Raw genomic sequence first — 25,707 nt, 5'->3', positions numbered from 1 at the left:
AATCCGCTCCGTCAGGGTCCGGCTGTCCATTCTGCAGGAGTGACACAACGCTCACGTCGCGCTGATGTCAACCAGGACCCCGCCGCTCAGGCCAGCCGACGGCGCAGATCGTCGACCACGGCCGTCAGCGGCACCGGCGACTGCTCGCCGCTGCCGAGGTCCTTGACCTGGACCACGCCCTCGGCGAGGTCACGGTCACCCGCCACCACGGCGTACCTGGCACCGCTGCGGTTGGCCGATTTCATCGCCGACTTCACCCCGCGGCCGCCGTAGGCGAAGTCGGCCGCGACACCCGCCCTGCGCAGGGCCGTGACCATGGCGAACAGCTCCCTGCGGGCCTCGTCGCCCAGCGGGACGGCGAAGACGTCCGTGGGCGAGGGCAGGTCCTGGACGACGCCCTCGGCGCGCAGCGCCAGCAGCGTACGGTCCACGCCGACGGCCCAGCCGACCGAGGGCAGCGCCGGGCCGCCGAGCATTTCGGAGAGGCCGTCGTACCGCCCGCCGCCGCCGACCGCGGACTGGGAGCCGAGCCCGTCGTGGACAAATTCGAACGTAGTGCGGGTGTAGTAATCCAGACCGCGCACGAGCCGCTCATCGTCCGTGAAGGCGACACCCGCACCGCTGATCAGATCGCGGACCTGCTCGTGGTACTCCTTGCACGCCTGGCACAGGTGGTCGCTCATCGCGGGCGCACCGGCAAGCTGGCGCCGCACGCTCTCGCGCTTGTCGTCGAGGACGCGCAGCGGATTGATCTCGATGCGCGCCCGGGTGTCCTCGTCCAGGTCGAGCCCGCGCAGGAACTCCTGGAGTGCGGCCCGGTAGGCGGGCCGGCACTCCCTGTCCCCCAGCGAGTTGAGCAGCAGCCGCACACCTGTCAGGCCGAGCGAACGGTAGGCGTCGGCGGCGAGGATGATCAGCTCGGCGTCGAGGGCGGGGTCCTCGGTGCCGATGGCCTCGGCACCGATCTGCGAGAAGTGGCGGTAACGGCCCGCCTGCGGGCGCTCGTACCGGTAGTAGGTACCCGAGTACCAGAGCTTGACGGGCAGGCTGCCCGCGCGGTGCAGGCTCGCCTGGAGCGCGGCGCGCAGCACGGACGCGGTGCCCTCGGGGCGCAGCGCCAGGCGCGTGCCGCCCTTGGTGGTGAGCGTGTACATCTCCTTGGTCACGATGTCGGTGGACTCGCCGACACCGCGGGAGAACAGCTCGACGTGCTCGAAGCCGGGCGTCTCGACGTAGCCGTAGCCCGCGCCGCGCAGCGGCGCGGCGAGGGCCTCGCGCACGGCGAGGAAGGCGGCGGAGTCGGGCGGCAGCAGGTCGTAGGTGCCCTTGGGGGCGGAAAAGGTGCTCACGGGAAGAGTCTTCACATTCCTGGTCGCGGGGCCGCGGCGTCGGCGGCTCCGTGGCCGGCGGCCGTCTCCCGCAGAAACGGGTTGGTGGCGCGCTCGCGGCCGATGGTGGTCTGCGGGCCGTGCCCGGAGAGCACCACGGTCGAGTCCGTCAGCGGCAGGCAGACACGGGCCAGCGACCGCAGGATCTCGGCGTGGTCCCCGCCGGGCAGATCGGTGCGTCCGATGGAGCCGGCGAACAGCAGGTCGCCCGAGAACAGCACCGGCGGAACGTCGGCCTGCTCGGGCAGCCGGAAGGTCACCGACCCCTTGGTATGGCCCGGCGCGTGCGCGACGGAGAACTCCAGACCCGCCAGCGACAGCGCGGCGCCGTCGCTCAGCTCACGCAGGTCGTCGGGCTCGCCGAGGGTCAGCTCGCCGAGCAGCGGGGCCCCGAGCTTGGCGCCGAGGGCCTTCTCCGGGTCGGTGAGCATGAAGCGGTCCGACGGGTGAATCCAGGCGGGCACGCCCCTGGCCCCGCAGACGGGCACGACCGAGGCCACGTGGTCGATGTGGCCGTGGGTGAGAATGACCGCGACCGGCTTCAGCCGGTGCTTGGCGATCGTCTCCTCGACGCCGGGCGCGGCCCGGTGCCCCGGATCGATGATCACGCATTCCTCGCCGGCCGCGGGCGCGACCAGATAGCAGTTGGTCCCCCAGGCCCCGGCAGGAAAGCCAGCGATGAGCAAGGTCGTCCTTCGGTCGTCGTGGCGGATGCGGCTTGTGCAAGAGCCTACCGGCGGCGGTGCAGGGCGGGCGAACCCGTATACGGTGACGCCACGGGGCTGGTCGATAGCAACGTCGGGACAGTCGAGACAAGGGAGAGCTCGGTGGTCAGCAAGGAGCAGCGCCGCAGGCAGCTCGCGCGGGCGAAGTTCGAACGGCAGCAGCAGCGGCGGGCGAACCGGGCACGGCGGGGACGCCGTCGCCAGGTTCTGCTCGTCGCCCTGCTCGTGGCCCTCCTCGCCGGGGGCGGGACGGCGTGGGCAGTGCTGAGCGGGGGCGACGACGAGGGCTCGCAGCAGGCCGCGGACGACGAGGCGACCGCGGACCCCGGCGAGGAGACGAGCCCGCCCGTGGAGGACCCGTGCGAGGAGCCGGCGGAAGGGGAGCCCTCGACCCAGACCTGGGAGGAGGAGCCGGAGATGGCCGTGGACACCGCGTCGGACTACCTGATGCGGTTGCGGACCACCTGCGGCGACATCGGGATCACCATGGACGCCGAGGTGGCACCGCGCACCGTCAACTCGTTCAACTTCCTCGCCGGTGAAGGCTTCTTCGACCACTCCAGGTGCCACCGCCTGGTGCCCGAGGGCATCTTCGTCCTCCAGTGCGGCGACCCGGAGGGCACCGGGGCCGGCGGGCCCGGCTACACGATCCCGGACGAGAACCTGGACGACCCGGACGTGGCCGAAGGCGTCTACCCGGCCGGCACGGTGGCGATGGCCAACCAGTACAACCCGCAGGACGACAGCGGGCGCGACTCCGGCGGCAGCCAGTTCTTCATCGTCTACGACGACAGCCAGCTGCCGCCCGACTACACGCCCTTCGGCACGGTGACGGAAGGTCTTGACGTGGTGCAGCTGATCGCGGAGACGGGCGCCACCCAGCCCGATCCGACGACCGGGAACACCGCACCCCACGCAACCGTCGTCATCAACGAGGCCACCGTGGAAGAGGTGGCGGCGGAATGAGGCCCGCTGAGCGGCAATTTCCGCCGGGCAAGGTGCGGACAGCCGGGCGGCCTGTCGCCTATGTTGGCGTTGTGTAGGGTGCCTGCGCCGGTCAGGCGGGAGAAGACAACGGTTGGACCGGCCGAGAACTGTGGACGGTGCCGGGGGCGTGAGGCCCTGTCGCGCGCATCAAACGAGGAGGCGCTGTGAGCAGCGAGCCGTGGGGCCGCGTTGACGAGACGGGGACCGTGTACGTGCGGACGGCGGACGGCGAGAAGGCCGTCGGCTCCTGGCAGGCCGGCTCCCCCGAGGAGGCGCTCGCCTATTTCGAGCGCAAATACGAGGGTCTGGTCGTCGAGATCGAGCTCCTGGAGCGCCGGGTGCGGACGACCGACCTGTCCGCCAAGGACGCGACGACGGCCATCGGGCACCTGAGGGAGCAGGTGGACGCCGCCCACGCGGTGGGCGATCTGGCGGCGCTCGGCAAGCGGTTGGACGATCTGGTCTCCGCCGTCGACGCCCGCCGGGAGGAGCGGAAGGCCGCGAAGGCCCGGCAGGCCGAGGAGGCCAGGTCCGCCAAGGAGGGCCTGGTCGCGGAGGCCGAGGAGCTGGCCGCGAGCGAGCAGTGGCGTTCGGCGGGCGAGCGGCTGCGGAGCCTGGTGGACACGTGGAAGGGCCTGCCCAGGCTCGACCGCAAGACCGACGACGAGCTGTGGCACCGGTTCTCGCAGGCGCGTTCCGCGTTCTCCAAGCGCCGCAAGTCGCATTTCGCGGCACTGGACGCGCAGCGCGAGGACACCAGGCGCCGCAAGGAGAAGCTGATCGCGGAGGCGGAGGCGCTGTCCGACTCCGTGGACTGGGGTCCGACGGCCGCCCGTTACCGCGAGCTGATGCAGGAGTGGAAGGCGGCGGGCCGGGCGCACCGGGACGCCGAGGAGGACCTGTGGGCCCGGTTCCGGGCGGCGCAGGACGTCTTCTTCCAGGCCCGCGGCTCCGCGTTCGCCGAGCGGGACGCCGAGCAGCGGGACAATCTGGCGCGCAAGGAGCAGCTGGCCGCCGAGGCCGAGAAGCTGCTGCCCGTGACGGACCTGCGGGCGGCCAGGGCGGCCCTGCGGTCCATCGGCGAACGCTGGGAGGCCATCGGTCACGTGCCGCGCGACGCGCGGGCGGGGATCGAGGGCCGGATGCACGCGGTGGAGCGTGCGGTGGCGGAAGCCGAGGACGCCGAGTGGCGCCGGAGCAATCCGGAGGCCAGGGCACGGGCGGCGGGGCTCACGGGCCAGTTGCAGGATGCGGTGGACCGGCTGCGCGAGCAGGCGGAGCGGGCCAGGGCGTCCGGCAACACCGCGAAGGCCGACAAGCTGGAGCAGGAGCTGGCGGGCCGGCAGGCCCTGCTGGACCAGGCGCTCAAGGGCCTTCAGGAGTTCGGCGGCTGACCGGACGGCGGCGGCGCCGGGCCCACCGCGGTGGGCCCGGCGCCGCCGCCGTGTGCGCGGGGTCGGGCGTCAGGGGCGGCGCGGCGAGGTGACGCGGTAGACGTCGTAGACGCCCTCCACACCGCGCACCGCCTTCAGCACGTGCCCCAGGTGCTTGGGGTCGCCCATCTCGAAGGTGAAGCGCGAGGTGGCGACGCGGTCCCGGGAGGTCTGCACGGCGGCGGACAGGATGTTCACGTGCTGGTCGGAGAGCACCCGTGTGACGTCGGACAGCAGCCGCGAGCGGTCGAGGGCCTCGACCTGGATGGCGACCAGGAAGACGGAGGACTGGGTGGGAGCCCACTCGACGTCGAGGATGCGCTCCGGCTCGCGGGCCAGCGAGTCGACGTTGACGCAGTCGGCGCGGTGCACGGAGACCCCGTTGCCCCGGGTGACGAAGCCGATGATGGGGTCGCCTGGCACCGGCGTACAACACCGGGCGAGCTTGACCCACACATCGTCCACGCCCTTGACGACCACGCCGGGGTCGGCGGTGGTCCGGCGCTTGCCGCGGGCCGGTACGGGCGGGGCGGCCTCGGCGATGTCCTCGTTCGCCGCCTCCTCGCCGCCGACGGCCTGCACCAGCTTCTGCACGACGGACTGCGCGGAGACGTGGCCCTCGCCGATCGCGGCGTACAGCGAGGAGATGTCCGGGTAGCGCATCTCGTGGGCGAGAGTGACGAGCGTGTCGCCGCTGAGCACGTGCTGGATCGGCAGATTCTGCTTGCGGACGGCGCGGGTGATGAAGTCCTTGCCCTGCTCGATCGCCTCGTCGCGGCGCTCCTTGGAGAACCAGCCGCGGATCTTGTTGCGGGCCCGCGGCGATTTGACGAAGCCGAGCCAGTCGCGCGAGGGCCCCGCGCCTTCGGCCTTGGAGGTGAAGATCTCCACGGTGTCGCCGTTGTCGAGCGTCGATTCCAGCGGCACCAGACGCCCGTTGACCTTGGCCCCTATGGTGCGATGGCCGACCTCGGTGTGGACCGTGTAGGCGAAGTCGACGGGCGTGGCGCCGGCGGGCAGCGCGATCACGTCGCCCTTGGGCGTGAAGACGAACACCTCGTTGCGCGACAGGTCGAAGCGCAGCGATTCGAGAAACTCCCCCGGGTCCTCCGTCTCCTTCTGCCAGTCGAGGAGCTGCCGCAGCCACGCCATGTCGTCGACGGTGCTCCTGCCCCCCTTGCGCTCGCCCTTCTTGGGGGCGTCGGAGCGGACCTTGGAGGAGCCGGCGACGGCCTGCTGCTTGTACTTCCAGTGGGCCGCGATGCCGAACTCCGCGCGCCGGTGCATGTCGAAGGTGCGGATCTGGAGCTCGACGGGCTTGCCGCCGGGTCCTATGACCGTCGTGTGCAGCGACTGGTACATGTTGAACTTCGGCATCGCGATGTAGTCCTTGAACCGCCCCGGCACCGGATTCCACCGGGCGTGCACGGTGCCGAGCGCCGCGTAGCAGTCACGGACGGTGTCGACGAGGACGCGGATGCCGACCAGATCGTAGATCTCGGCGAAGTCCCGCCCACGCACGATCATCTTCTGGTACACGCTGTAGTAGTGCTTGGGACGCCCGGTGACCGTTGCCCTGATCCGCGCGCCGCGCAGGTCGGCCTGTACCTCGTCGATGACGGTGGCGAGGTACTCGTCACGCTTGGGGGCGCGCTCGGCTACCAGCCGCACGATCTCGTCGTACATCTTGGGGTAGAGGATGGCGAACGCCAGGTCCTCCAGCTCCCACTTGATCGTGTTCATCCCCAGGCGGTGCGCGAGCGGGGCGTAGATCTCCAGCGTCTCGCGGGCCTTCTGCTCCTGCTTCTCGCGCTTGAGGAAACGCATGGTGCGCATGTTGTGCAGGCGGTCCGCGAGCTTGATGACCAGAACCCGGGGGTCCTTGGCCATCGCCACGACCATCTTGCGGACCGTCTCCGCCTGCGCGGCCTCGCCGAACTTGACCTTGTCCAGCTTGGTGACGCCGTCGACGAGCTGGGCGACCTGGTCGCCGAAGTCGCGGCGGAGGGTGTCGAGGCCGTACTCGGTGTCCTCGACCGTGTCGTGCAGGAGACCGGCCATCAGGGTGGCCGGGTCCATGCCCAGCTCCGCCAGGATGGTGGTCACGGCCAGCGGATGGGTGATGTAAGGATCGCCGCTCTTGCGCTTCTGCCCGCGGTGCCAGCGCTCCGCGACCTGGTAGGCGCGCTCGATCTGCCGCAGCACCGTGGTGTCGGCCTTGGGGTCCCCGGCGCGGACCACGCGCAGCAGCGGCTCCAGGACCGGGTTGTAGGGACTTGACCGCTGAACGCCGAGCCGGGCGAGCCGGGCGCGTACCCGGTTGGAAGAGCCGGAACGGCCCGAGACGCCGGAGACTGCGGGCGCCGGCTGCGCGGCGGCCGGTGCCTGGGCGCGACCGTCCGCGCCGTCCCGCCAGCTGAGGGCGGTGGACGGCTTGGCACTCTTCCGCTCCACTGAGGTGAGCGGCTGGGCGTCGTCTGGCAAGGGCACTCCTTCTCGGGCCCTTTCCTGTCCGCCGACGGCCAGGAAGGGGAGCGGTCCTCCGGGCCGCGGGCGGCCTGAGGAGAGTCCGGCCGGGAAACGATCGGACTGCCATGGTAACGAGCCCAGGTGAACCTCACGCCCGCAAGCCCGCGTAAGCGCCCGGCGCCCGCACGATATGCGGGCGCCGGGCGCGTGCGCGGGCTGTTTCAGACGGTGATGAGCGCCTGGTAGGGGGCCCCGTCCAGTTCGGGGAGCACTCGCTCGCGGCCGTCGAGAAATTTCAGCTCCATCAGCACGGCGAGTCCGGCCACCCGCGCGCCGGAGCGCCGGATCAGGCGCAGCGACGCCTCGGCGGTGCCGCCGGTGGCCAGGACGTCGTCGATCACCAGCACCCGGTCGTCCGCGGTCAGGTCCTCGGCGTGGATCTCCATTTCCGCGCTGCCGTACTCCAGCTCGTACGCCTGCGAGAGGGTGGCGCCCGGCAGCTTGCCCGCCTTGCGGACCGGCACAAAGCCGAGGCCCGCCCGGACGGCCACCGGCGCCGCCAGGATGAAGCCGCGCGCCTCCAGGCCGACCACCTTGGTCGCGCCGTGCCTGCGGCAGAACGCGGCCAGCTCGTCGGTGAGCGCGGAGAACGCTTCCGGGTCGGCCAGCAGCGGCGTGATGTCCTTGAAGACGATTCCCGGCCGCGGATAGTCGGGCACGTCCCGGATGCGGCTCAGCAGCAGACCGGCCACATCCGCCGGGACGGGCGGCACGGCGGTCACCGCCGCTTCCCCGAGGGCCGGCCGCGTCCCCGCGTGCGCGAAACGGGCTGGCGCCGCGGGCCGCGCGGTCCCGGCGCCCCCGCGGCGGCCACCGGAGCGGGCTCGTCGTCCTCGTCCGCGCCCTCGGCGTCGGTCCGCGACTCCTCGGCCGCCTCGCCGGTGCCGTCCTCGTCGTCCCTGCCGTCCTCCGCGCGCTTGGCACGGCGCGCCAGAACCTTGCGGTCCTGGGCCCGGATCTGCGGTTCGCGCTTCTTGAAGTCCGCCACCAGGGGCGTGGCGATCACGATGGAGGAGTACGCACCGGCGGTGAGGCCGACGAACAGCGAGAGCGCGATGTCGTTCAGCATGCCGCCGCCGAGGGCGCCGCCACCGATGAACAGCAGCGCGCCCACCGGGAGCAGGGCCACCACCGAGGTGTTGATCGAACGCACCAGTGTGCCGTTGAGACTTCGGTTGGCCAGCTCGCCGTAGGTGTGGCGGGTCTGTTTGGTGAAGTGCTTGGTCGTCTCCTTGAGCCCGTCGAAGACGACGACCGTGTCGTACAGCGAATAGCCGAGGATGGTCAGCAGGCCGATGACCGTGCCCGGCGTGACCTCGAAGCCGACGATCGCGTAGACGCCGACGGTGATCGTGAGGTCGTGGACCAGGGCGATCAGGGCGGCGAGCGCCATGCGCCATTCGAAGGCGATGGCGAGGTAGATGACCACGAGCACGAGGAAGATCGCCAGACCCTGCCACGCCTGGTTGGCGATCTGGGAGCCCCAGCTCGGGCCGATCAGCTCCGCGTTCAGGTCCTCGGTGGGAACGCCGAGCGCCTCGGCGAGGGCCGCGCGCGTCTCGTTGGACTGCTCGGTGCCCAGGCCGCTGACCTGAATGCGCATCGCCCCGTCGTCACCGAGGGTCTGCACCAGCGCCTGGCTGCCCGAGGCGTCCTCGGCCACCTCGCGCGCCTCCTCCACCGAGACCTCGGTCCCCTCGGTGGTGAAGACGGCGCCGCCCTCGAACTCCACGCCCATGTGGAGGCCGCGGATGCCGAGGCCCGCGAAGGCGACGATGGTGATCAGGACGGAGAAGGCGTACCAGATCTTCCGCCTGGCGACGAAGTCGAAGCCGACCTCGCCGCGGTACAGCCGTGCACCGAGATCGCCGAGCCGTGACATCTCACGCCTCCTTCGGGTCGCTGGGAACGGGGGCGGGGCGCCGGCCGCGCAGCAGCGGCTTGGCGCCGAGTCGCTTCGGGTCGAGCCCGGACCAGGGATGCCCGCTGGCGAAGAACTTGCGGCGGGCGAGCAGCGTCATCAGCGGTTTGGTGAACAGGAAGACGACCACGACGTCCAGGGCCGTGGTGAGGCCCAAGGTGAAGGCGAAGCCCTGCACCTTGCCGACCGTGACCACGAACAGCACCGCCGCGGCGAGGAAGGACACGAAGTCCGAGACCAGGATGGTGCGCCGGGCCCGTGGCCACCCGCGCTCCACCGCGGGCCGCAGACTCCTGCCCTCTCTGATCTCGTCCCTTATGCGTTCGAAGTAGACGATGAACGAGTCCGCCGTGATGCCGATGGCCACGATGGCGCCGCATACGGCCGGCAGGTTCAGCGCGAAGCCGATGGCCGGGCCGAGCAGCGACATGATCGTGTAGGTCAGCACGCCGGAGACGATGAGGCTGGCCAACGCGATCAGCGCCAGGCCGCGGTAGTACGTGACCATGTAGATCACGACCAGCGCCAGGCCGATGGCGCCGGCGATGAGGCCGGCCTCCAGCTGCTCGCCGCCCAGGGTCGGGGAGACGGTGGAGACGCTCGCCTCCTCGAAACTCAGGGGCAGGGCACCGTACTTGAGGATGTTGGCCAGGTCGTCCGCGGACTCCTGGTTGAAGCCGCCCGAGATCTCGGCGCTGCCGCCACCGAGCCGCTCGGAGACCGAGGGGGCGGAGACGACGCCGCCGTCGAGGACGATGGCGAACTGGTTCTGCGGCTCGACCTGGGTGGCCAGCTCGGCGGTGATGTCCGCGAACTTGTCGGCACCGGAGCCGTTGAACTCCATCTGAACGATCCAGCCCTGGCCGCGCTGGGTGTCGTACACCGCGTCCGCGCCGCTGACGTCGGTGCCAGGAACGGCCACCGGGCCGAGCGCGTACTTGTACACACCCTCGTCGTCACAGGCGACGATGACGTCCTCGTCCTTGGCCGTGGCGGCCTCGCGGCCGGAGGCGACCCTGGCCTCCTCGGTGCCGCAGTCGAGCGCGTCGAGCCGGGCCTGGAGATCGGCCGCTTCCTGGGCCGCCTCGTCCTCGGTGGGCTCCTCGGGGGCGTCGGTCTCGTCCGTGCGGTAGGACGCCTGGCTGACGGAGCCGGCCGCGCCGGGAGCGGACAGGCCCTGGTTGCTGGTGTCGCCACCGTCACCCGAGTCGGTCGGCTCCTCCGTGGGCTCGTCCGTGGGCTCGTCCGAGGCGTCGTCCGCCGGCTCCTCGGTGGGCTCGTCCGTGGGCTCCTCACCGGAAGGCTCGTCCGAGGCCCCGTCCGAGGGCTCCTCGGTCGGCTCCTCGGTCGGTTCCTCCGTCGGTTCCTCCGTCGGCTCCTCCATGGGAACCGCGGAACCGATCGTCAGCACCGGCCGGAAGCCGAGCTCGGCGGTGGTGCCGACCTGCTCCCTGGCCTGGTCCTCGTCGGTGCCCTTGGGGATATTGACGATGATGTTCCGGTCGCCCTGGGTCTGGACCTCGGCTTCCTGGACACCGAGGCCGTTGACCCGGCGCTCGATGATGTTGACCGCGGTGTTGAGGTTCGTCGAGTTGATCGCGTCCTCGGCGCCCTCCTCGGCCACCGCCGAGAGCGTGATGCTCGTACCGCCGGCGAGGTCGATTCCCAGACGGGGGGTGGTGTGACCGGAGAGGAACATGCCCCCGGTCAGCGCTCCCATGATCAGCACTACCAGCAGCAGGGCCCGTCCTGGCCTGCCCTGCGCTCCCCGGGGCCGGGAATTCCTCTTCGGGGAGGACCTGAGGTCCCTCTTCGGTGTCGCCACCTTCTCGTCTCTCTCTGTCCAGCGACCCGCGGCCGGTGACCGCCGCGCGGCTCAGCGGAATGACTGACGGGCGGCCGGTGCCGCCGCGTTCAGGACCTGGCAGATCCGTTCTCGCCGTCGTCGTCCCTGTCGTCCCGCGACTCGGCCCGGTCGCGGTCCTCGGCGTCGGTCTTGTCCAGCTCGACCCGGTCCCCCTCGCCTTCGGTCAGAGCGGAGGCGTCGTCCGGAACGACGGTGTCGTCGTCGTCGGGGTAGGAGTCGTCGCCGCTGATGATGCGCTCGTACTCCTCGGCGTCCAGCACGGCCCCGATGGCGTTCTTCGCGAAGAGAGTGTGCACGCCCGGCGCGATCTCGAGCAGCACGGAGTCCTCACGGACCTCCTTGACCTCGGCATACAGACCGCCGATGGTCCGCACGCCGGTGCCGGGTTCCATCGAGTTCCGCATCTCCATGGCCTGGCGCTGCCGGTTCTTGGCAGAGCGTGTCATGAGGAACATGACACCGATGAGCAGAATGAACGGGAAGAGAAACGCGATGTCCACGGTGGAGGAAATTCCTTTGTCTGGCCGCCGGAGCAGCCTGATATTCGGGGGGTGGGCATGCCGTCCTGAGTGGGGACGGCATCGGCGGAGTCTAAGCGAGGCCGCGCCTGGGGAACAACGTCCAGGATGCTATCGGAGTTCCACACGGGGTAAATCCGCGCGGTCGCGCATCGTCACGTCCCGAACAGTCCTTCTTGTCCGCCGGCCGCGGCGGGCGGCGGCTCCATGTCCAGGTGACGCCAGGCCGCCGGAGTGGCGACCCGCCCGCGCGGGGTACGGGCCAGCAGCCCCTCGCGCACCAGGAACGGCTCCGCGACCTCCTCGACCGTCTCCCGCTCCTCCCCCACCGCGACCGAAAGGGTGGACAGGCCGACCGGACCGCCGCCGAACAGCTTCAGCAGGGCGCGCAGCACCGCCCGGTCCAGGCGGTCGAGACCGCGCTCGTCGACCTCGTAGACGGCCAGCGCCCGCGTCGCGGTCTCCCGGGTGACGACGCCGTCCGCACGCACCTGGGCGTAGTCCCTGACGCGGCGCAGCAGGCGGTTGGCGATGCGCGGGGTGCCGCGGGAGCGGCCGGCGATCTCGGCGGCGCCGTCCGCCGTCACCTCGACTCCCAGCAGGTGCGCAGAACGGTGCACCACCCGCTCCAGCTCGGCCGGCTCGTAGAACTCCATGTGACCGGTGAAACCGAACCGGTCGCGCAGCGGCGGCGGCAGCAGCCCGGCCCGCGTGGTGGCCCCCACCAGGGTGAACGGCGGCAGCTCCAGCGGAATGGCGGTGGCCCCTGGCCCCTTGCCGACAATGACGTCGACCCGGAAGTCCTCCATGGCCATGTACAGCATTTCCTCGGCGGGCCTGGACATCCGGTGGATCTCGTCGAGGAACAGGACCTCGCCCTCGGCCAGGGAGGAGAGGATGGCCGCGAGGTCGCCCGCGTGCTGGATGGCCGGGCCCGAGGTGATGCGGATGGGGGCGGCCATCTCGGCAGCGATGATCATGGACAGGGTGGTCTTGCCGAGCCCGGGCGCCCCGGAGAGCAGCACATGGTCCGCGGTGGCGCCCCGGGCGCGCGCCGCGCGCAGGACGAGGTCGAGCTGCTCGCGGACGCGGGTCTGCCCGATGAACTCGCCGAGGTCCTTGGGCCGCAGGGCGGCCTCGACGGCCAGGTCCTCGCCGTCGGCCGCGGCGCCCACCAGGCGTTCCCCCGCCTCGCCTGCCTGCTCGTACGCGCTCATGCGGATCGCTTCCTACCGGGTGCGGTTGAGGGTCTGGAGGGCGGCGCGCAGCAGGCCGGACACGGAGGGCGCGGTGCCGTCCGCGGCTGCGGCCTCGGCCTGCGGGGCGACGGCGGCCACCGCGTCGTCGGCCTCGCGCGGTGCGTAGCCGAGGCCGACGAGGGCGGCGTGCAGCTGCTCACGCCAGCCCGCCGCGGCGGGCCCCGCGGGCCGGGCCGGGCCGCGCGCCCCGGTGCCCAGCGGCTCGCCGAGCCGGTCCTTCAGCTCCAGCAGGAGCTTCTGCGCGCCCTTCTTGCCGATGCCGGGGACGGCCGTGAGGGTCTTCTCATCGCCGGTGGCGACGGCCAGGCGCAGCGCGTCCGGGCTGTGCACCGCCAGCATGGCCTGGGCCAGCCGGGGCCCCACGCCGCTCGCGGTCTGGAGCAGCTCGAAGGTCTGCCGTTCGTCCTCGTCGGCGAAGCCGTAGAGGGTGAGCGAGTCCTCCCGGACGACGAGCGAGGTGGCCAGCCTGGCCTCCTCGCCGGGGCGCAGCCCGGCGAGCGTGCCGGGGGTGCACTGGACGGCGATCCCGATGCCCCCGACCGCCACCACGGCGGAGTCGGGGGCGAGGGCCGCGACCGGCCCCTGGACGAAGGCGATCATGAGCGGATGGTGCCCTTCGGTCGGGGCGCGCCTGACCCCGGGTACGCCGCGGCGCGGGCGCGGCTGAGCCGGTCGTGCGCGGGGGCGCGCCAGATATGGCAGATGGCCAGGGCCAGGGCGTCGGCCGCGTCGGCGGGGCGGGGCGGGGCGTCCAGGCGGAGCAGGCGCGTCACCATGGCGCCCACCTGCGCCTTGTCGGCCCGGCCGCTCCCGGTCACGGCCGCCTTGACCTCGCTGGGCGTGTGCAGGGCGACGGGAAGGCCGCGGCGGGCGGCGCAGAGCATGGCCACGGCGCTGGCCTGGGCGGTGCCCATGACGGTGCGGATGTTGTGCTGGCTGAACACGCGCTCGACGGCCACCGCGTCGGGGTGGTGGGTGTCGAGCCACTCCTCGATGCCGCGCTCGATCAGGACCAGGCGCGCGGCGGTCTCCTCCTCGGCGGGGGTGCGCAGCACGCCGACGGCGGCCATGTGCAACGACCGCCCCGTCGAGCCGTCCACCACGCCGAGCCCGCAGCGGGTCAGCCCCGGGTCCACGCCCATGACACGCACCGGCCCTCCCTCGCTCGCCGTCTCCGGTCGGCCGTTCCGGCAGGCTACCGGCCGGCACCGACAATTCCGCGGTGGCGAGCCGCCGGGGCCCGCGGGCCAGGACGCCGGGCCCCGGTCCTAGGCGTCGACCTTGGCCATGACCTCGTCGGCGACGTCGAAGTTGGCGAAGACGTTCTGCACGTCGTCGCTGTCCTCCAGCGCGTCGATCAGGCGGAAGATCTTGCGGGCGCCGTCCTCGTCGAGCTCGACCTGCATGGTCGGCAGGAACGCGGCTTCCGCCGAGTCGTAGTCGATACCGGCCTCCTGGAGCGCGGTCCGCACCGCGACCAGGTCGCCGGCCTCGCTCAGCACCTCGAAGGACTCGCCGAGGTCGTTGACCTCCTCCGCACCGGCGTCGAGCACCGCGCCGAGCACATCGTCCTCCGTCGGCCCGCTCTTGGGCACGATGATGACGCCCTTGCGGTGGAACAGGTAGGAGACCGAGCCCGGGTCGGCCATCGAGCCGCCGTTGCGGGTCATCGCGACGCGCACGTCGGAGGCGGCGCGGTTGCGGTTGTCGGTGAGACATTCGATCAGTACGGCGACCCCGTTGGGGCCGTATCCCTCGTACATGATCGTCTGGTAGTCGGCGCCGCCCGCCTCCAGGCCCGCGCCGCGCTTCACTGCCCGGTCGATGTTGGTGTTGGGCACGGAACTCTTCTTCGCCTTCTGAATGGCGTCGTAGAGCGTGGGGTTGCCGTCCGGGTCACCGCCGCCCGTGCGGGCCGCGACCTCGATGTTCTTGATCAGCTTTGCGAACAGCTTGCCGCGCTTGGCATCGATCACGGCCTTCTTGTGCTTGGTGGTTGCCCACTTGGAGTGGCCGGACACAGCGCTGCTCCTTCGATGTCACCCAGAATTCAACCGACGTGGTGATCCTACCGGGAGCCGTCTACCGTGCGGCGCGCACCATGTCGGCGAACAGCGCGTGCACGCGGTGGTCGCCGGTCAGCTCCGGGTGGAACGCGGTCGCGAGCAGCGGTCCCTGCCGCACGGCGACGCTGTGGCCCTCGTACGCGGCGATGGACTCGGCCGCGGCGCCGATGGACTCCACCCAGGGGGCGCGGATGAAGACGCCCTGGACCGGCCCGCCCGGCACACCCGCCACCTCGACGGCGGCCTCGAACGACTCGTTCTGCCGCCCGAAAGCGTTACGCCGGACGATCATGTCGATGCCGCCGACGGTCTCCTGCCCCGAGCGCGGATCGAGAATCTTGTCGGCAAGCATGATCATCCCCGCGCAGGAGCCGTAGACCGGCAGCCCGGCGCGGACCCGCTCGCGCAGCGGCTCCAGCAGGCCGAACGCGGTCGCCAGCTTGGAGATGGTGGTGGACTCGCCGCCCGGAATCACCAGGCCGTCGACGGCGGCCAGCTCACCGGGACGGCGCACGGGCACGGCCCGCGCGCCGGCCCCGGTGAGCGCGGCCACGTGTTCGCGTACATCGCCCTGGAGGGCGAGCACGCCGATGGCGGGTGCGGTCACGGGGTGGTGCCTCGCCTTCCTGCCCTGCTCACCAGCCGCGCTCGGCGTAGCGCTCCGCCTCGGGCAGGGTGTCGATGTTGATGCCGACCATGGCCTCGCCCAGTCCGCGGGAGACGTCCGCGACGACCTTCGGGTCGTCGTAGAAGGTGGTGGCCTTGACGATCGCGGCGGCGCGCGTGGCCGGGTCGCCGGACTTGAAGATGCCGGAGCCGACGAAGACGCCCTCGGCGCCGAGCTGCCGCATCAGCGCGGCGTCGGCGGGGGTGGCGACGCCGCCCGCGGAGAACAGCACGACGGGCAGCCGGCCGAGACCGGCGACCTCGCGCACCAGCTCGTAGGGGGCGCGCAGCTCCTTGGCCGCGGCGAACAGCTCGTTGTTGTCCAGGGCGCGCAGCCGGCCGATGTCGCCCTTGATCCGGCGCAGGTGGCGGACGGCCTCGACGACGTTGCCCGTGCCGGCCTCGCCCTTGGAACGGATCATCGCCGCGCCCTCGGCGATGCGCCGCAGGGCCTCGCCGAGGTTGGTGGCGCCGCACACGAAGGGGGTGGTGAACGCCCACTTGTCGGTGTGGTTGACCTCGTCGGCCGGCGTGAGGACCTCGGACTCGTCGATGTAGTCGACGCCGAGGGCCTGGAGCACCTGGGCCTCGACCAGGTGCCCGATCCTGGACTTGGCCATCACGGGGATGGAGACGGCCTCGACGATGCCGTCGATCATGTCCGGGTCGGACATACGGGCCACGCCGCCGTCCTTGCGGATGTCCGCCGGCACGCGCTCCAGCGCCATGACGGCCACCGCACCGGCGTCCTCGGCGATCTTCGCCTGCTCCGGGGTGACGACGTCCATGATCACGCCGCCCTTGAGCTGCTCCGCCATGCCTCGCTTGACGCGGGCGGTGCCGGTTTCTGGGGTCTGGGGGGCACTGGAAGACGCGCTGGACACGGAATTGACCTCACTCGACGAAAATGTGTGCGACAGGACCATGGTAGGGCTGTTCCGGGCGGAACCTCGAAGACGTCCGGGCGCCCGCGGATGCCACGCCCTCGATGAAACCTGCGCAGTGGCCCCTGTTGGAAGGGCCAATCGTCGCTCAGTGGCCCCGGCCTTCGGCCCGCACCACGTGGCCGGCCAGCGCGGGGGGCGGCTCGTCGTCCATCTCGAAGGCCAGCGGGAACGGCGCATGGCCCGCCAGCCGGAACCAGCGCACCGTGCGGTGCCGCCGCACCGCGCGGGCCGCGCGCACCGCGTCGTTGTGGAAGCGTCTGGCCATCGGCACCCGGCGCACCGCCGCGACCAGCTCCTCCGTCGTGTCCAGGCCGCCGGGCGCCTCCTGCACCGCCTCGACCTGCGCGCTCTCCGCGAACACCACGCGCAGCGCCTGGCTCAGCTCGCTCTCGGCGACTTCGCGCTGCTCCTCCTGCGCGAGCCTGGCGGCGTGCGCCGCCTGGTAGAGCACCATCGACGCGGCCGGGTCGAACACGCCCGCGGAGGCCAGTTCCTGGGCGATGGAGGCGCGGCGCAGCAGTTGGGCGTCCAGCGCGGCCCGGGCCGCGTCGATGCGCGCGTGCAGCCGGTCGAGGCGCCCGGCGGTCCAGCTGAGGTAGATACCGATGAGCACCAGGGCGACGGCGATCCAGATGACTGTGGTCACGGCCCGTCACCCTACCGGCCGGGCCGCGGCGGCTCAGTCGCGGGCGAAGCCGAGCCGGCCGAGCAGACCCACCCGGTCGTCCGGTGCGACGGCCCCCGCGCCCGCGGCCACCGTCTCGTACACGGCGAGGATGTCGGCCCCGACGGTGGACCAGTCGAACCTGCGGACGTGCTCGCTGCCCCGCGCGCGCAGCTCGGCCAGCCGCCGCGGATTGCCCAGCAACCCGGCCGCCGCGGCGGCCAGCGCGTCGGCGTCCTCGTTCGGGAACAGCTCACCGGCCGTTCCCCCGTCCAGGACCTGGGCGAACGCGTCGAGATCGCTCGCGAGGACGGGCGCGCCCGCCGACATGGCCTCCACGAGGATGATGCCGAAGCTCTCGCCGCCGGTGTTGGGCGCGACGTAGAGGTCGACGCTGCGCAGCAGCCTCGCCTTGTCCTCGTCGCTGATCGTGCCGAGGAACTCGACGCGTTCGCGCACCTGCGCGGGCAGTCCCGAGACCGCCTCCTTCGCGTCCCCGCGCCCCGCGACGAGCAGCCGCGCGTCCGGCCGGGCGGCGAGGATGGCGGGCAGCGCACGCATCAGCACGGGGAGCCCCTTGCGCGGCTCGTCGGTGCGGCCGATGAAGCCGATGGTCCCGCCCTGCCACTCCGCCTTGGGCTCGGCATCCGCGAAGAAACGGACGTCCACCCCGTTCGGAATCACCACGGCGTCCCCGCCGAGGTGCTCCACGAGGGTGCGCCGCGCGTACTCGCTGACCGCGATCCTTGCGCTGATCTTCTCCAGCGCGGGCTGGAGGATCGGGTAGGCCGCGATCATCGCCCTGGACCTGGGGTTGGAGGTGTGGAACGTGGCCACGATCGGGCCGCGCGCGGCCCAGCAGGTCAGCAGCCCGAGGGAGGGCACGACGGGCTCGTGGATGTGCAGCACCTCGAAGTCGCCGTCGTGGACCCAGCGACGCACCCGGCTCGCGGACATCACGCCGAGATTGACCCGGGCGACAGACCCGTTGTAAGGCACGGAGACGGCACGGCCCGCGGAGACCACGTACGGCGGCAGCGGCGTGTCCTCGTCGGCGGGCGCGAGAACGGAGACGTGGTGACCGCCCCGCACCAGGTGCTCCGCCAGGTCGCGCACGTGGAACTGAACACCCCCCGGCACGTCCCAGGAGTAGGGGCAGACGATGCCGATCCTCATACCGTTCCGCCTCCATCAAGGGCCGCCCGGCGCGGTTCCAGGTCGCGCAGCCACAGTCGCTGGAGCATGTGCCAGTCCTGCGGGTGGGCGGCGATACCGGCGGCGAATCTGTCGGCCACGGACTGGGTCATGACCGCCGTCCGCTCGGCCCTGGTCCCGGAGTCGGGCACCGGGACCGGCGGGTGGACGTGCCCCTTCATCACCGGCGTCTCGTCGTACCACAGGCTGACCGGCAGCAGCAGCGCGCCCGTCTGCTGGGCCAGCATGGCAGGTCCCGCGGGCATGCGCGCGGTTTCGCCGAAGAACGAGACCTCGACGCCGGACGCGGACAGGTCGCGGTCGGCGACGAGGGCGACGAGGCCGCCCTGGCGCAGCCGCCTGGCGAGCTTCCCGAACGAGGCGCCGCCGGTGTGCGGCAGCACCTCAAGGCCGAGGGACTCGCGGTGGGCGATGAACCGCTGGAAGACGCTGTCGGGTTTCAGCCGTTCGACGACGGTCGTCAGCGGGGTGCCGAGCGCCGTGACGGCCCAGGCGCCGGCGAGGTCCCAGTTCCCCATGTGGGGCAGCGCCAGGACGACGCCGCGTCCGGAGTCGAGCCCGTCGGTGAGCCGGTGCATGTCCTCTCCGGCGAAGGAGTCGCGGATGCGCTCCTTGCTCCACACCGGCAGCCGGAAGGACTCCATCCAGTACCGCAGGTAGCTCCGCATACCGGCCCGCGAAAGCGCCCGCAGCTCGGCGGGGCCTGCCTGCGGAACGACGCGCGCGAGGTTCGCCTCAAGCCGGCGCACGCCCTGCCCGCGCCGGCGCCAGGAACGGTCCGCGACCCGGCGGCCGAGGGCGCGCGCGGCGGGCTCGGGCAGGCGCTTGACCGCGCCCCACCCGGCCCCGTAGAGCACGCCGGCCAGCCGTTCGTTCATGAGGCCGGTCCGCTGCCCTGCTCCTGCGCGCGCCGCTCCGCGGCGTCCGCCTCGGCGGACTCCCGGCGTACGGTGACCACGCGCTGCACCAGGGTCACGGCGCTGCCCGCGGCCACCACCCACAGCGCGATGGGCAGCAGGATGTCGATGTGCGGCACGTCGAACGTCCGCTCCCAGCCCGCGAATCCGGCGCAGACGAGCGTGATGACCAGCCGCTCCGCCCGTTCGACCAGGCCGTTGACCTTCACCGGCAGGCCGATGCTCTCGCCCCTGGCCTTGGTGTAGGAGACGACCTGGCCGCTGGCGAGGCAGAACAGCGTCACGGCGCACAGCGCCAGGTTGTCGCCGTCGGCCGCGTACCACAGCGCGATGCCGGAGAAGATCGCGGCGTCGGCGAGGCGGTCGAGCGTCGAGTCGAGGAACGCGCCCCAGCGGCTCGAAGTGCCGATCTGCCGGGCCATATTGCCGTCGACGAGGTCGGAGAACACGAACAGCGTGATGACGACCGTGCCCCAGAAGAACTCGCCCCTGGGGTAGAAGGCCAGTGCTCCCGCCATCACTCCGGCGGTGCCGATGAGTGTCACGGCGTCCGGGGTCACCCGCATTCTCAGCAGCAGTGCGGCGAACGGCGTGAGGACACGCGTGAAGAAAGCACGCGCGTACTTGTTGAGCATGTCCTTCCCAGGGGTCGCAGGGGGCCGCAGCGTCGGGCGGCCACCGTAAGGGCCCCATCGTAGTCACGCCCACCGGGCGGCGGCGCGGGGCCCGGCGGTAGGGCGGAAGGTCCTGAATCGGCCGTCGGGGTGGTCACGCGCCGCTAGGCTGAACCCGCGCAGGGTTGCCGGGCCGCCGGGAAGGGCAAAGGCCAGACGGCGGCCGGAGTCGGCGGGGCTTGCGGGGCGGGCCCCCGGAGGCGGGAAAGGTTTGGGGGTGGCCCATGGCCGGGCTGGACGACCTGAGGAGGGCGGCCGGGGTCGAGTTCGACTTCGCGCCGGGTGCCCAGGTCCCGCTGTCCGCCGTGAGCAGCGGAAAGACGGGCGTCAGTCATGCCATCGCGTCGGTCGCGTACCGCGATGTGGCGCCGGGCGACATAGCGGAGGCCAACGACGCGGCGGCGTTCAAGGCAGGCAAGTTCTCGCTGCTGGAGCCGAATCTCGGGGAGGCGTTCACCCGCGCCGTCGAGATGCGGATGCTCGCGGACGGGCGCAAGCCGCTGATCCAGTCCTTCGGCGCCGAGCCGCAGATGGTCGTGGAGCACGCGCTGGCCGCCAAGCGGATCAGGAAGCAGCGCGACCGGCGGCTGACGGCGATCATGCTGGCCTTCGGCCTGCTCTTCCTGCCGGGTGTGCTGATATGGCTCGGCCTCTTCCAGCTGCGCCGCACGATCGCGGGGGCGCAGGACAAGCGGGCGGGCGCGTTCGGCATGGCGCTGCTGGTGCTGCTCTGCGCCCTGATCGTCTTCCTGGTGCTGCAACTGCCGGTGTCCGGGATTCTCCAGATCTACGTGTGGGCCATGCTGCCCGCACCGATCATCGGCTGGTTCCTGGCCCGGCAGATCAGTGAGCGCACCGCGAAGAATCTGCGCGCCCACTGGTCGGAGCTGCTGGGCGGCGGCGGCGCCGGGGCGCGGATACCGGAGGCTGTCCCGCAGAATCCGAACGACGCGGACGCGGAGCGGCTGCGGATCGGCCTGGCGAAGCTGGCCGCGGAGCAGAGCAGCAATCTCGTCCACTACGCGGGGCCCAAGGGGATACTGGGCATGGGCGTGCGCTGGGCGAGCTGGCAGCTCGCGGAGGAGCTTCGGCCCCGCGACCCCGGGCGCGAGATCGACCCGTTCCGCAGCTGGGACGTCGCCAGGGCGATGCACGACCAGCTGCGGATGCTGGAGCGGGGCCCGCTGCACACCGGCGGCTTCTCGGCCCCCTCGATAACGCACTGGGTGGTGCGGCACGTCGGCGAGGGCGCCTCTGAGGTCTCACGGCCCGAGGGCCCCAACGCCGAGGGCTTCAGCTTCAGCAATATCGAGGTGCAGCGCATCTGCAACGAGCAGCAGTTCGGCAGCGGCGACCGGCACTACCTGGGCGTGCAGTTCGTGCTGTGGGACGGCGAGCTGGTCGTCACCATGATGATCACGGTGACCGTGCTGCACCACACGCTGCGCATCGAGGTGACCGCGCACGCGCTCGGCCCGATCCACGGCTTCTTCCGCAAGGGCCCCGCGACCAAGACCAAGGATGTGCCCAATCCGCTGCGCCCCTGGAAGAAGCAGAAGCAGCCGCTGCCCCTCGTGGACGCCAAAGAGGTCGTGCGGCTGGCCGCCCGCGCCCCGCTGACCTGGTTCCCCGCCCGCCTGGACAAGTTCGGCGGCACGCTGGCCCTGCCGGAGCCGTTCGGCCTGCGGCACACCTGGGCGACCACCCCGTGGAACCACCGCTTCATGGTGGACGACGCCCTGCGGGCCGCGACGCCGGTGCTCCGCGTGGCGCACGCGGCGGCCCTGCGGGTGCTGGAGGAGAACGGGGTGGACGTCACCCCGTTCGAGAGCAGGTCGCAGGCGCTCAGCGGGCAGGTGCAGACCGCGGAGCCGAAGCGGGCGGACGAGTACAACATGTGAGGCGGGGCCGCCCGGCGCGGGCCCCGCGCGCGGGCCGGTGCCCCCGGCTCAGGCCGGCCAGGCGCCGGCCAGCATCCGCCGGGTGTCGGCGAGCAGTTGCGGCAGCACCTTGGTGTGTCCGACGACCGGCATGAAGTTGGCGTCCCCGCCCCACCGGGGCACCACGTGCTGGTGCAGGTGGGGGGCGATGCCGGCACCGGCCGCCGAGCCCTGGTTCATCCCGATGTTGAAGCCGTGTGCCCCGGAGGCCGTGCGGATCGCGGTCATGGCTTGTTTGGTGACCTCGGCCAGCTCCGTGGTCTCCGCGTCCGTGAGCCCGGTGTAGTCGGCGACGTGCCGGTAGGGCACCACCAGCAGGTGACCACCGTTGTACGGGTAGAGGTTGAGGACGGCGTAGACCTCGCGACCGCGGGCGATGATCAGCCCGTCCTCGTCGCTCTTGCCCGGGATGGAGCAGAACGGGCAGCCGTCGTCGGCGCCGGGTCCGGTGGGCTTGCCCTCTCCCTGGATGTAGGCCATCCGGTGAGGCGTCCACAGGCGCTGGAACGCGTCGGGCGTCCCCACCCCGATCTGGTGCTCCGGCTCGCTGCTCATGGCGGCCAGCATATGGCGTACACGGGCCCGCGCGGGTCCCGGGGCGGCGGGCCCCGGGACCCGCCGCTCAGACCTGGGCGCGCGTCTCGACGGCCTCGGCGATCTCGCGCAGCGCGTCGGCGCGCGGGATGCCGTTCTTCTGCGAGCCGTCCCGGTACCGGAAGCTCACCGCTCCCTGGGCGACATCGTCGTCCCCGGCGATGACCATGAACGGGATCTTCTGCTTCTGCGCGTTCCTGATCTTCTTCTGCATGCGGTCGGCCGAGGAATCCACCTCCATCCGCAGCCCTGCGGCCTTCGCTTCCGCCGCGAACTCCTGGAGGTAGGGCACGTGCGGATCGCCGATCGGAATGCCCACGGCCTGCACGGGCGCGAGCCACGGCGGGAAGACGCCCGCGTAGTGCTCCAGCAGGACCGCGAAGAAACGCTCGATGGAACCGAAGAGCGCCCGGTGGATCATCACCGGCGTCTGCCGCGTGCCGTCGGCCGCGGTGTATTCGAGCCCGAATCGCTTCGGCTGCTGGAAGTCGACCTGGATGGTGGACATTTGCCAGGTCCTGCCGATGGCGTCCTTCGCCTGGACGGAGATCTTCGGCCCGTAGTACGCGGCGCCGCCCGGGTCCATGACCAGCTCAAGCCCCTGCTTCCCCGCCGCCTGCCGCAGCGTCTCGGTGGCCTCCGCCCACTCCTGCGGCTCACCGATGAACTTGTCGGAGTCACCGCGGGTCGACAGTTCGAGGTAGAACTCGCTGAGCCCGTAGTCGCGCAGGAGCCCCAGCACGAAGGTGAGCAGCGCGTCCAGCTCGTCGGGCATCTGCTCCTTGGTGCAGTAGATGTGCGAGTCGTCCTGCGTGAAACCGCGGGCGCGCGTGAGTCCGTGCACGACGCCCGACTTCTCGTACCGATACACGGTGCCGAACTCGAAAAGCCGCAGCGGCAATTCCCGGTAGGACCGCCCACGCGCCCGGAAAATCAGGTTGTGCATGGGACAGTTCATGGCCTTGAGGTAATAATCCTGCCCCTCGAATTCCATGGGCGGGAACATTGAGTCGGCGTAGTGCGGCAGATGCCCCGAGGTTTCGAAGAGGTGCGCCTTGCTGATGTGCGGCGTGTTGACGAAGTCATAACCGGACTCGACGTGCCGGCGGCGCGAGTAGTCCTCCATCACCTTGCGGATGACCCCGCCCTTCGGGTGGAAGACCGCGAGGCCCGAGCCCAGCTCCTCGGGGGTGGAGAAAAGGTCCAGCTCGGCCCCCAGCTTGCGGTGGTCACGCTTCTCGGCCTCCGCGAGGAACGCGAGGTGCGCCTTCAGCTCGTTGCGGCTGGGCCAGGCGGTGCCGTAGATGCGCTGGAGCTGCGGATTGCGCTCGCTGCCACGCCAGTAGGCGGCGGCGCTGCGCATCAGCTTGAACGCCGGGATGAGGCGGGTGCTGGGCAGGTGCGGGCCGCGGCACAGGTCCTTCCAGCACAGCTCGCCGCTTTTGGCGTCGACATTGTCGTAGATCGTCAGCTCGCCGGCGCCGACCTCGGCGCCCGCGCCCTCGGCCGACTCGGCGGCCGCGCCCTTCAGGCCGATCAGCTCAAGCTTGTAGGGCTCCCCCGCCAGTTCACTGCGGGCGTCCTCGTCGGTCACCGCCCGCCGCGCGAAGAGCTGGCCCTGCTTCTGGATCTGCTGCATGCGCTTCTCGATACGGCCGAGATCCTCCGGCTGGAACGGCCGGTCGACGTCGAAGTCGTAGTAGAAACCGTCCCTGATGGGCGGTCCGATACCCAGCTTCGCCTCCGGGAACAGCTCCTGCACGGCCTGCGCCATGACGTGGGCCGTGGAGTGCCGCAGGATGTCGAGACCGTCCGGCGAGGTGATGTCCACCGGCTCGATCTCGTCGCCGTCGGCAGGCCGGTAGGCCAGATCCTTCAGCTGCCCGCCGACCCGTGCGGCCACGACGGAACGCTCGCCCTCGAACAGCGCGGCCGTCGTCGTGCCCGCGACCACCACGCGTTCTTCCCGCTCGGAATCGCGTTTGAGGGTTACACGGACGTCCGACACCGGTCTCTCCTGACGACATGAAGGGGAAGCGGCCCGCACTGCTCGGCCCGCACTGCGCAGTCCGCATCGTACCGACCGCGCGCCACCCGCCGCGCCGCGGCAACGAGCGGCGGGCCACACGCAGAAGGCCGGTCCGCTGATGCGGACCGGCCATCCAGGGGTGGGCGATACTGGGATCGAACCAGTGACCTCTTCGGTGTGAACGAAGCGCTCTCCCGCTGAGCTAATCGCCCTGGGCTCGTGCCCTGCGGCACGGGAAGAACCATACAGGGCGGATCACTGCTCATCCAAATGAACTCCCAACCAGGCCCGCAGACCCCGCTGTCCGGCCCGCATCATGGCCATGTGGTTGGCGGTTAAGACGGGCCGCGCGGGCCGGGCGAGGTGCCGGAGGAACGGTTTGCGCAGCTCGGTCTCCTGGTCGTAGTGCGCGCACGTGCCGCCGTCCCACCGGGTGAGCGTCCAGCGCAGCCGGCCCGCCAGGTCGCCGCCCAGCGCGATCTCCAGCACCCCGGCCCGCGGGTCGCGCGTGGTGGCGACGACCGTCACGCGCAGGGCGAAGGGGAGGAAGGACCTGAACCGGCACGTACCGGTGTCGGGCCCGGTGCGGACCACCTCCCGGACCTGGGGCCACCACCGCGGATAGTCCTCCGGACGGTCCAGAGCGGCATAAACGGCCGCGGACGGGGCAGCTACCGACCAGTCGCCGTGAAATCGGAAACGGTAGCTCTTGGTGTCCGTCATCCCGCTCCTCCCGCTATGGCCCATATCGCTACTCGCCCATTGGAATGACGTTAAAGGCCACAATTAGGGCAGAGGCGTTTACAACCGGCGCGTACGTGGCATCTCGATTTCGCCGACGTGCGAATCCCCGAGCGCACACTGAGCGAAAGGCCCTGGCGCTTATGAACACCACGGTCAGCTGCGAGCTGCACCTGCGCCTCGTTGTATCGAGCGAGTCCTCACTTCCTGTACCCGCGGGGCTGCGGTATGACACGGCGGACCCCTACGCCGTACACGCGACGTTTCACACCGGAGCCGAAGAAACCGTCGAATGGGTATTCGCCCGCGACCTGCTGGCCGAAGGTCTCCACCGGCCGACGGGCACCGGCGACGTCCGGGTGTGGCCCTCCCGCAGCCACGGGCAGGGGGTCGTCTGCATCGCCCTCAGCTCGCCCGAGGGCGAAGCACTGCTGGAGGCCCCCGCCCGGGCCCTCGAATCATTCCTGAAGCGAACCGACGCGGCCGTGCCGCCGGGCACGGAACACCGCCACTTCGACCTCGATACGGAGCTCTCGCACATCCTGGCGGAGAGCTGACAGACCCGCCGGTTCTTCGCGCCGTCTGACTCGGGGCGACGGCGCGGAACCGGCGGCGGGCGCATCTGAC

24 protein-coding genes and 1 tRNA gene are annotated in these 25,707 nt (G+C 71.4%); 4 read left to right on the top strand and 21 right to left on the bottom strand.

All coding sequences use genetic code 11. From position 1 onward, the window contains the following. Positions 1–86: 86 nt before the first annotated feature. The gene (hisS, locus tag STBA_RS32245) at positions 87–1,349 is read right to left on the bottom strand and encodes a histidine--tRNA ligase (RefSeq protein WP_077062555.1); all 1,263 of its coding nucleotides are present in this window, start codon (positions 1,347–1,349) and stop codon (positions 87–89) included. Between the two features lie 11 nt (positions 1,350–1,360). Beyond that, on the bottom strand, positions 1,361–2,074 hold the full coding sequence (locus STBA_RS32240) for an MBL fold metallo-hydrolase (RefSeq protein ID WP_077062554.1): 714 nt from the start codon (positions 2,072–2,074) through the stop codon (positions 1,361–1,363). Between the two features lie 141 nt (positions 2,075–2,215). Here STBA_RS32240 and STBA_RS32235 point away from each other — a divergent pair, with 141 nt between their 5' ends. Continuing rightward, the gene (locus tag STBA_RS32235; protein WP_077062553.1) at positions 2,216–3,079 is read left to right on the top strand and encodes a peptidylprolyl isomerase; all 864 of its coding nucleotides are present in this window, start codon (positions 2,216–2,218) and stop codon (positions 3,077–3,079) included. Between the two features lie 185 nt (positions 3,080–3,264). Continuing rightward, positions 3,265–4,494: a DUF349 domain-containing protein gene (locus STBA_RS32230; RefSeq protein ID WP_077062552.1), complete on the top strand. Its 1,230-nt coding sequence runs from the start codon at positions 3,265–3,267 to the stop codon at positions 4,492–4,494. 69 nt (positions 4,495–4,563) lie between these two features. On the opposite strand, the gene STBA_RS32225 is transcribed toward STBA_RS32230, so the two are convergent. The 15 genes from STBA_RS32225 to pgsA all read right to left on the bottom strand — a co-directional run bounded on the left by STBA_RS32225 (position 4,564) and on the right by pgsA (position 19,737). Next, positions 4,564–7,017: a bifunctional (p)ppGpp synthetase/guanosine-3',5'-bis(diphosphate) 3'-pyrophosphohydrolase gene (locus STBA_RS32225; RefSeq protein WP_077062551.1), complete on the bottom strand. Its 2,454-nt coding sequence runs from the start codon at positions 7,015–7,017 to the stop codon at positions 4,564–4,566. Positions 7,018–7,223: 206 nt separating this feature from the next. Further along, positions 7,224–7,784 carry an adenine phosphoribosyltransferase gene (locus tag STBA_RS32220; protein ID WP_171987834.1) on the bottom strand — a complete coding sequence of 187 codons (561 nt, stop codon included), beginning with the start codon at positions 7,782–7,784 and terminating at the stop codon, positions 7,224–7,226. Beyond that, positions 7,781–8,944: a protein translocase subunit SecF gene (secF, locus tag STBA_RS32215; RefSeq protein ID WP_077062550.1), complete on the bottom strand. Its 1,164-nt coding sequence runs from the start codon at positions 8,942–8,944 to the stop codon at positions 7,781–7,783. Before secF ends, STBA_RS32220 begins: the two co-directional genes overlap by 4 nt. Position 8,945: 1 nt before the next feature. Further along, complete coding sequence (gene secD, locus STBA_RS32210; protein ID WP_079252514.1) at positions 8,946–10,703, bottom strand: protein translocase subunit SecD; 1,758 nt, start codon at positions 10,701–10,703, stop codon at positions 8,946–8,948. 194 nt (positions 10,704–10,897) lie between these two features. Further along, positions 10,898–11,350, bottom strand: coding sequence for a preprotein translocase subunit YajC (yajC, locus tag STBA_RS32205; RefSeq protein ID WP_077062548.1), 453 nt, complete (start codon positions 11,348–11,350; stop codon positions 10,898–10,900). A gap of 173 nt (positions 11,351–11,523) precedes the next feature. Continuing rightward, positions 11,524–12,585 (bottom strand): Holliday junction branch migration DNA helicase RuvB, encoded by a 1,062-nt coding sequence (ruvB, locus tag STBA_RS32200; RefSeq protein WP_077062547.1) that lies wholly within the window; start codon positions 12,583–12,585, stop codon positions 11,524–11,526. Between the two features lie 12 nt (positions 12,586–12,597). Beyond that, positions 12,598–13,227, bottom strand: coding sequence for a Holliday junction branch migration protein RuvA (ruvA, locus tag STBA_RS32195; RefSeq protein WP_077062546.1), 630 nt, complete (start codon positions 13,225–13,227; stop codon positions 12,598–12,600). Further along, the gene (gene ruvC / locus STBA_RS32190) at positions 13,224–13,778 is read right to left on the bottom strand and encodes a crossover junction endodeoxyribonuclease RuvC (protein ID WP_077062545.1); all 555 of its coding nucleotides are present in this window, start codon (positions 13,776–13,778) and stop codon (positions 13,224–13,226) included. The genes ruvA and ruvC overlap by 4 nt, the downstream gene beginning before the upstream one ends. A gap of 117 nt (positions 13,779–13,895) precedes the next feature. Then, complete coding sequence (locus tag STBA_RS32185) at positions 13,896–14,648, bottom strand: YebC/PmpR family DNA-binding transcriptional regulator (RefSeq protein ID WP_077062544.1); 753 nt, start codon at positions 14,646–14,648, stop codon at positions 13,896–13,898. Between the two features lie 61 nt (positions 14,649–14,709). After that, positions 14,710–15,300, bottom strand: coding sequence for a pyridoxal 5'-phosphate synthase glutaminase subunit PdxT (gene pdxT / locus STBA_RS32180; RefSeq protein ID WP_077062543.1), 591 nt, complete (start codon positions 15,298–15,300; stop codon positions 14,710–14,712). Between the two features lie 28 nt (positions 15,301–15,328). After that, the gene (pdxS, locus tag STBA_RS32175; RefSeq protein WP_077062542.1) at positions 15,329–16,285 is read right to left on the bottom strand and encodes a pyridoxal 5'-phosphate synthase lyase subunit PdxS; all 957 of its coding nucleotides are present in this window, start codon (positions 16,283–16,285) and stop codon (positions 15,329–15,331) included. A gap of 106 nt (positions 16,286–16,391) precedes the next feature. Then, positions 16,392–16,952, bottom strand: a complete 561-nt coding sequence (locus tag STBA_RS32170) for a hypothetical protein (RefSeq protein ID WP_077062541.1) — start codon at positions 16,950–16,952, stop codon at positions 16,392–16,394. 33 nt (positions 16,953–16,985) lie between these two features. Further along, positions 16,986–18,146 carry a glycosyltransferase family 4 protein gene (locus STBA_RS32165; RefSeq protein ID WP_077062540.1) on the bottom strand — a complete coding sequence of 387 codons (1,161 nt, stop codon included), beginning with the start codon at positions 18,144–18,146 and terminating at the stop codon, positions 16,986–16,988. Continuing rightward, on the bottom strand, positions 18,143–19,063 hold the full coding sequence (locus STBA_RS32160; protein WP_077062539.1) for a phosphatidylinositol mannoside acyltransferase: 921 nt from the start codon (positions 19,061–19,063) through the stop codon (positions 18,143–18,145). The genes STBA_RS32165 and STBA_RS32160 overlap by 4 nt, the downstream gene beginning before the upstream one ends. After that, positions 19,060–19,737: a phosphatidylinositol phosphate synthase gene (pgsA, locus tag STBA_RS32155; protein WP_077062538.1), complete on the bottom strand. Its 678-nt coding sequence runs from the start codon at positions 19,735–19,737 to the stop codon at positions 19,060–19,062. The genes STBA_RS32160 and pgsA overlap by 4 nt, the downstream gene beginning before the upstream one ends. A gap of 263 nt (positions 19,738–20,000) precedes the next feature. Here pgsA and STBA_RS32150 point away from each other — a divergent pair, with 263 nt between their 5' ends. After that, entirely contained in the window at positions 20,001–21,677 is a 1,677-nt protein-coding gene (locus STBA_RS32150; RefSeq protein WP_077062537.1) for a hypothetical protein, read from the top strand. Positions 21,678–21,725: 48 nt separating this feature from the next. Here STBA_RS32150 and STBA_RS32145 read toward each other — a convergent pair whose 3' ends face one another. The 4 genes from STBA_RS32145 to STBA_RS32130 all read right to left on the bottom strand — a co-directional run bounded on the left by STBA_RS32145 (position 21,726) and on the right by STBA_RS32130 (position 25,062). Then, a complete protein-coding gene (locus tag STBA_RS32145; protein ID WP_077062536.1) occupies positions 21,726–22,283 on the bottom strand; it encodes an HIT domain-containing protein in 558 nt (185 codons plus the stop codon). A 55-nt stretch (positions 22,284–22,338) separates the two neighbouring features. Beyond that, positions 22,339–24,318, bottom strand: a complete 1,980-nt coding sequence (gene thrS / locus STBA_RS32140) for a threonine--tRNA ligase (protein WP_077062535.1) — start codon at positions 24,316–24,318, stop codon at positions 22,339–22,341. A 161-nt stretch (positions 24,319–24,479) separates the two neighbouring features. Further along, positions 24,480–24,551: transfer RNA gene (locus STBA_RS32135), tRNA-Val, on the bottom strand. A 43-nt stretch (positions 24,552–24,594) separates the two neighbouring features. Next, positions 24,595–25,062, bottom strand: a complete 468-nt coding sequence (locus STBA_RS32130; RefSeq protein ID WP_077062534.1) for an SRPBCC family protein — start codon at positions 25,060–25,062, stop codon at positions 24,595–24,597. Between the two features lie 161 nt (positions 25,063–25,223). On the opposite strand from STBA_RS32130, the gene STBA_RS32125 reads away from it, so the two are divergent. Further along, positions 25,224–25,637, top strand: a complete 414-nt coding sequence (locus STBA_RS32125) for an SsgA family sporulation/cell division regulator (protein ID WP_003959770.1) — start codon at positions 25,224–25,226, stop codon at positions 25,635–25,637. Positions 25,638–25,707: the final 70 nt, after the last annotated feature.

Origin of the sequence: Streptomyces sp. MP131-18, assembly GCF_001984575.1 — a bacterium.
Taxonomy (GTDB): domain Bacteria; phylum Actinomycetota; class Actinomycetes; order Streptomycetales; family Streptomycetaceae; genus Streptomyces; species Streptomyces johnsoniae.
Note: the sequence above shows the minus strand (reverse complement) of the source record. Positions and strands in the feature narration are given on the sequence as shown.

Excerpts from the sequence above, each read along its gene's own strand:
- secF (WP_077062550.1), bottom strand. The coding sequence starts at position 8,944 with ATGTCACGGCTCGGCGATCTCGGTGCACGGCTGTACCGCGGCGAGGTC.
- secD (WP_079252514.1), bottom strand. The coding sequence starts at position 10,703 with ATGGGAGCGCTGACCGGGGGCATGTTCCTCTCCGGTCACACCACCCCC.
- ruvB (WP_077062547.1), bottom strand. The coding sequence starts at position 12,585 with ATGAGCGCGTACGAGCAGGCAGGCGAGGCGGGGGAACGCCTGGTGGGC.
- ruvA (WP_077062546.1), bottom strand. The coding sequence starts at position 13,227 with ATGATCGCCTTCGTCCAGGGGCCGGTCGCGGCCCTCGCCCCCGACTCC.
- pdxS (WP_077062542.1), bottom strand. The coding sequence starts at position 16,285 with ATGGTCCTGTCGCACACATTTTCGTCGAGTGAGGTCAATTCCGTGTCC.
- STBA_RS32165 (WP_077062540.1), bottom strand. The coding sequence starts at position 18,146 with ATGAGGATCGGCATCGTCTGCCCCTACTCCTGGGACGTGCCGGGGGGT.
- STBA_RS32160 (WP_077062539.1), bottom strand. The coding sequence starts at position 19,063 with ATGAACGAACGGCTGGCCGGCGTGCTCTACGGGGCCGGGTGGGGCGCG.
- pgsA (WP_077062538.1), bottom strand. The coding sequence starts at position 19,737 with ATGCTCAACAAGTACGCGCGTGCTTTCTTCACGCGTGTCCTCACGCCG.
- STBA_RS32150 (WP_077062537.1), top strand. The coding sequence starts at position 20,001 with ATGGCCGGGCTGGACGACCTGAGGAGGGCGGCCGGGGTCGAGTTCGAC.
- STBA_RS32145 (WP_077062536.1), bottom strand. The coding sequence starts at position 22,283 with ATGCTGGCCGCCATGAGCAGCGAGCCGGAGCACCAGATCGGGGTGGGG.
- STBA_RS32130 (WP_077062534.1), bottom strand. The coding sequence starts at position 25,062 with ATGACGGACACCAAGAGCTACCGTTTCCGATTTCACGGCGACTGGTCG.
- STBA_RS32125 (WP_003959770.1), top strand. The coding sequence starts at position 25,224 with ATGAACACCACGGTCAGCTGCGAGCTGCACCTGCGCCTCGTTGTATCG.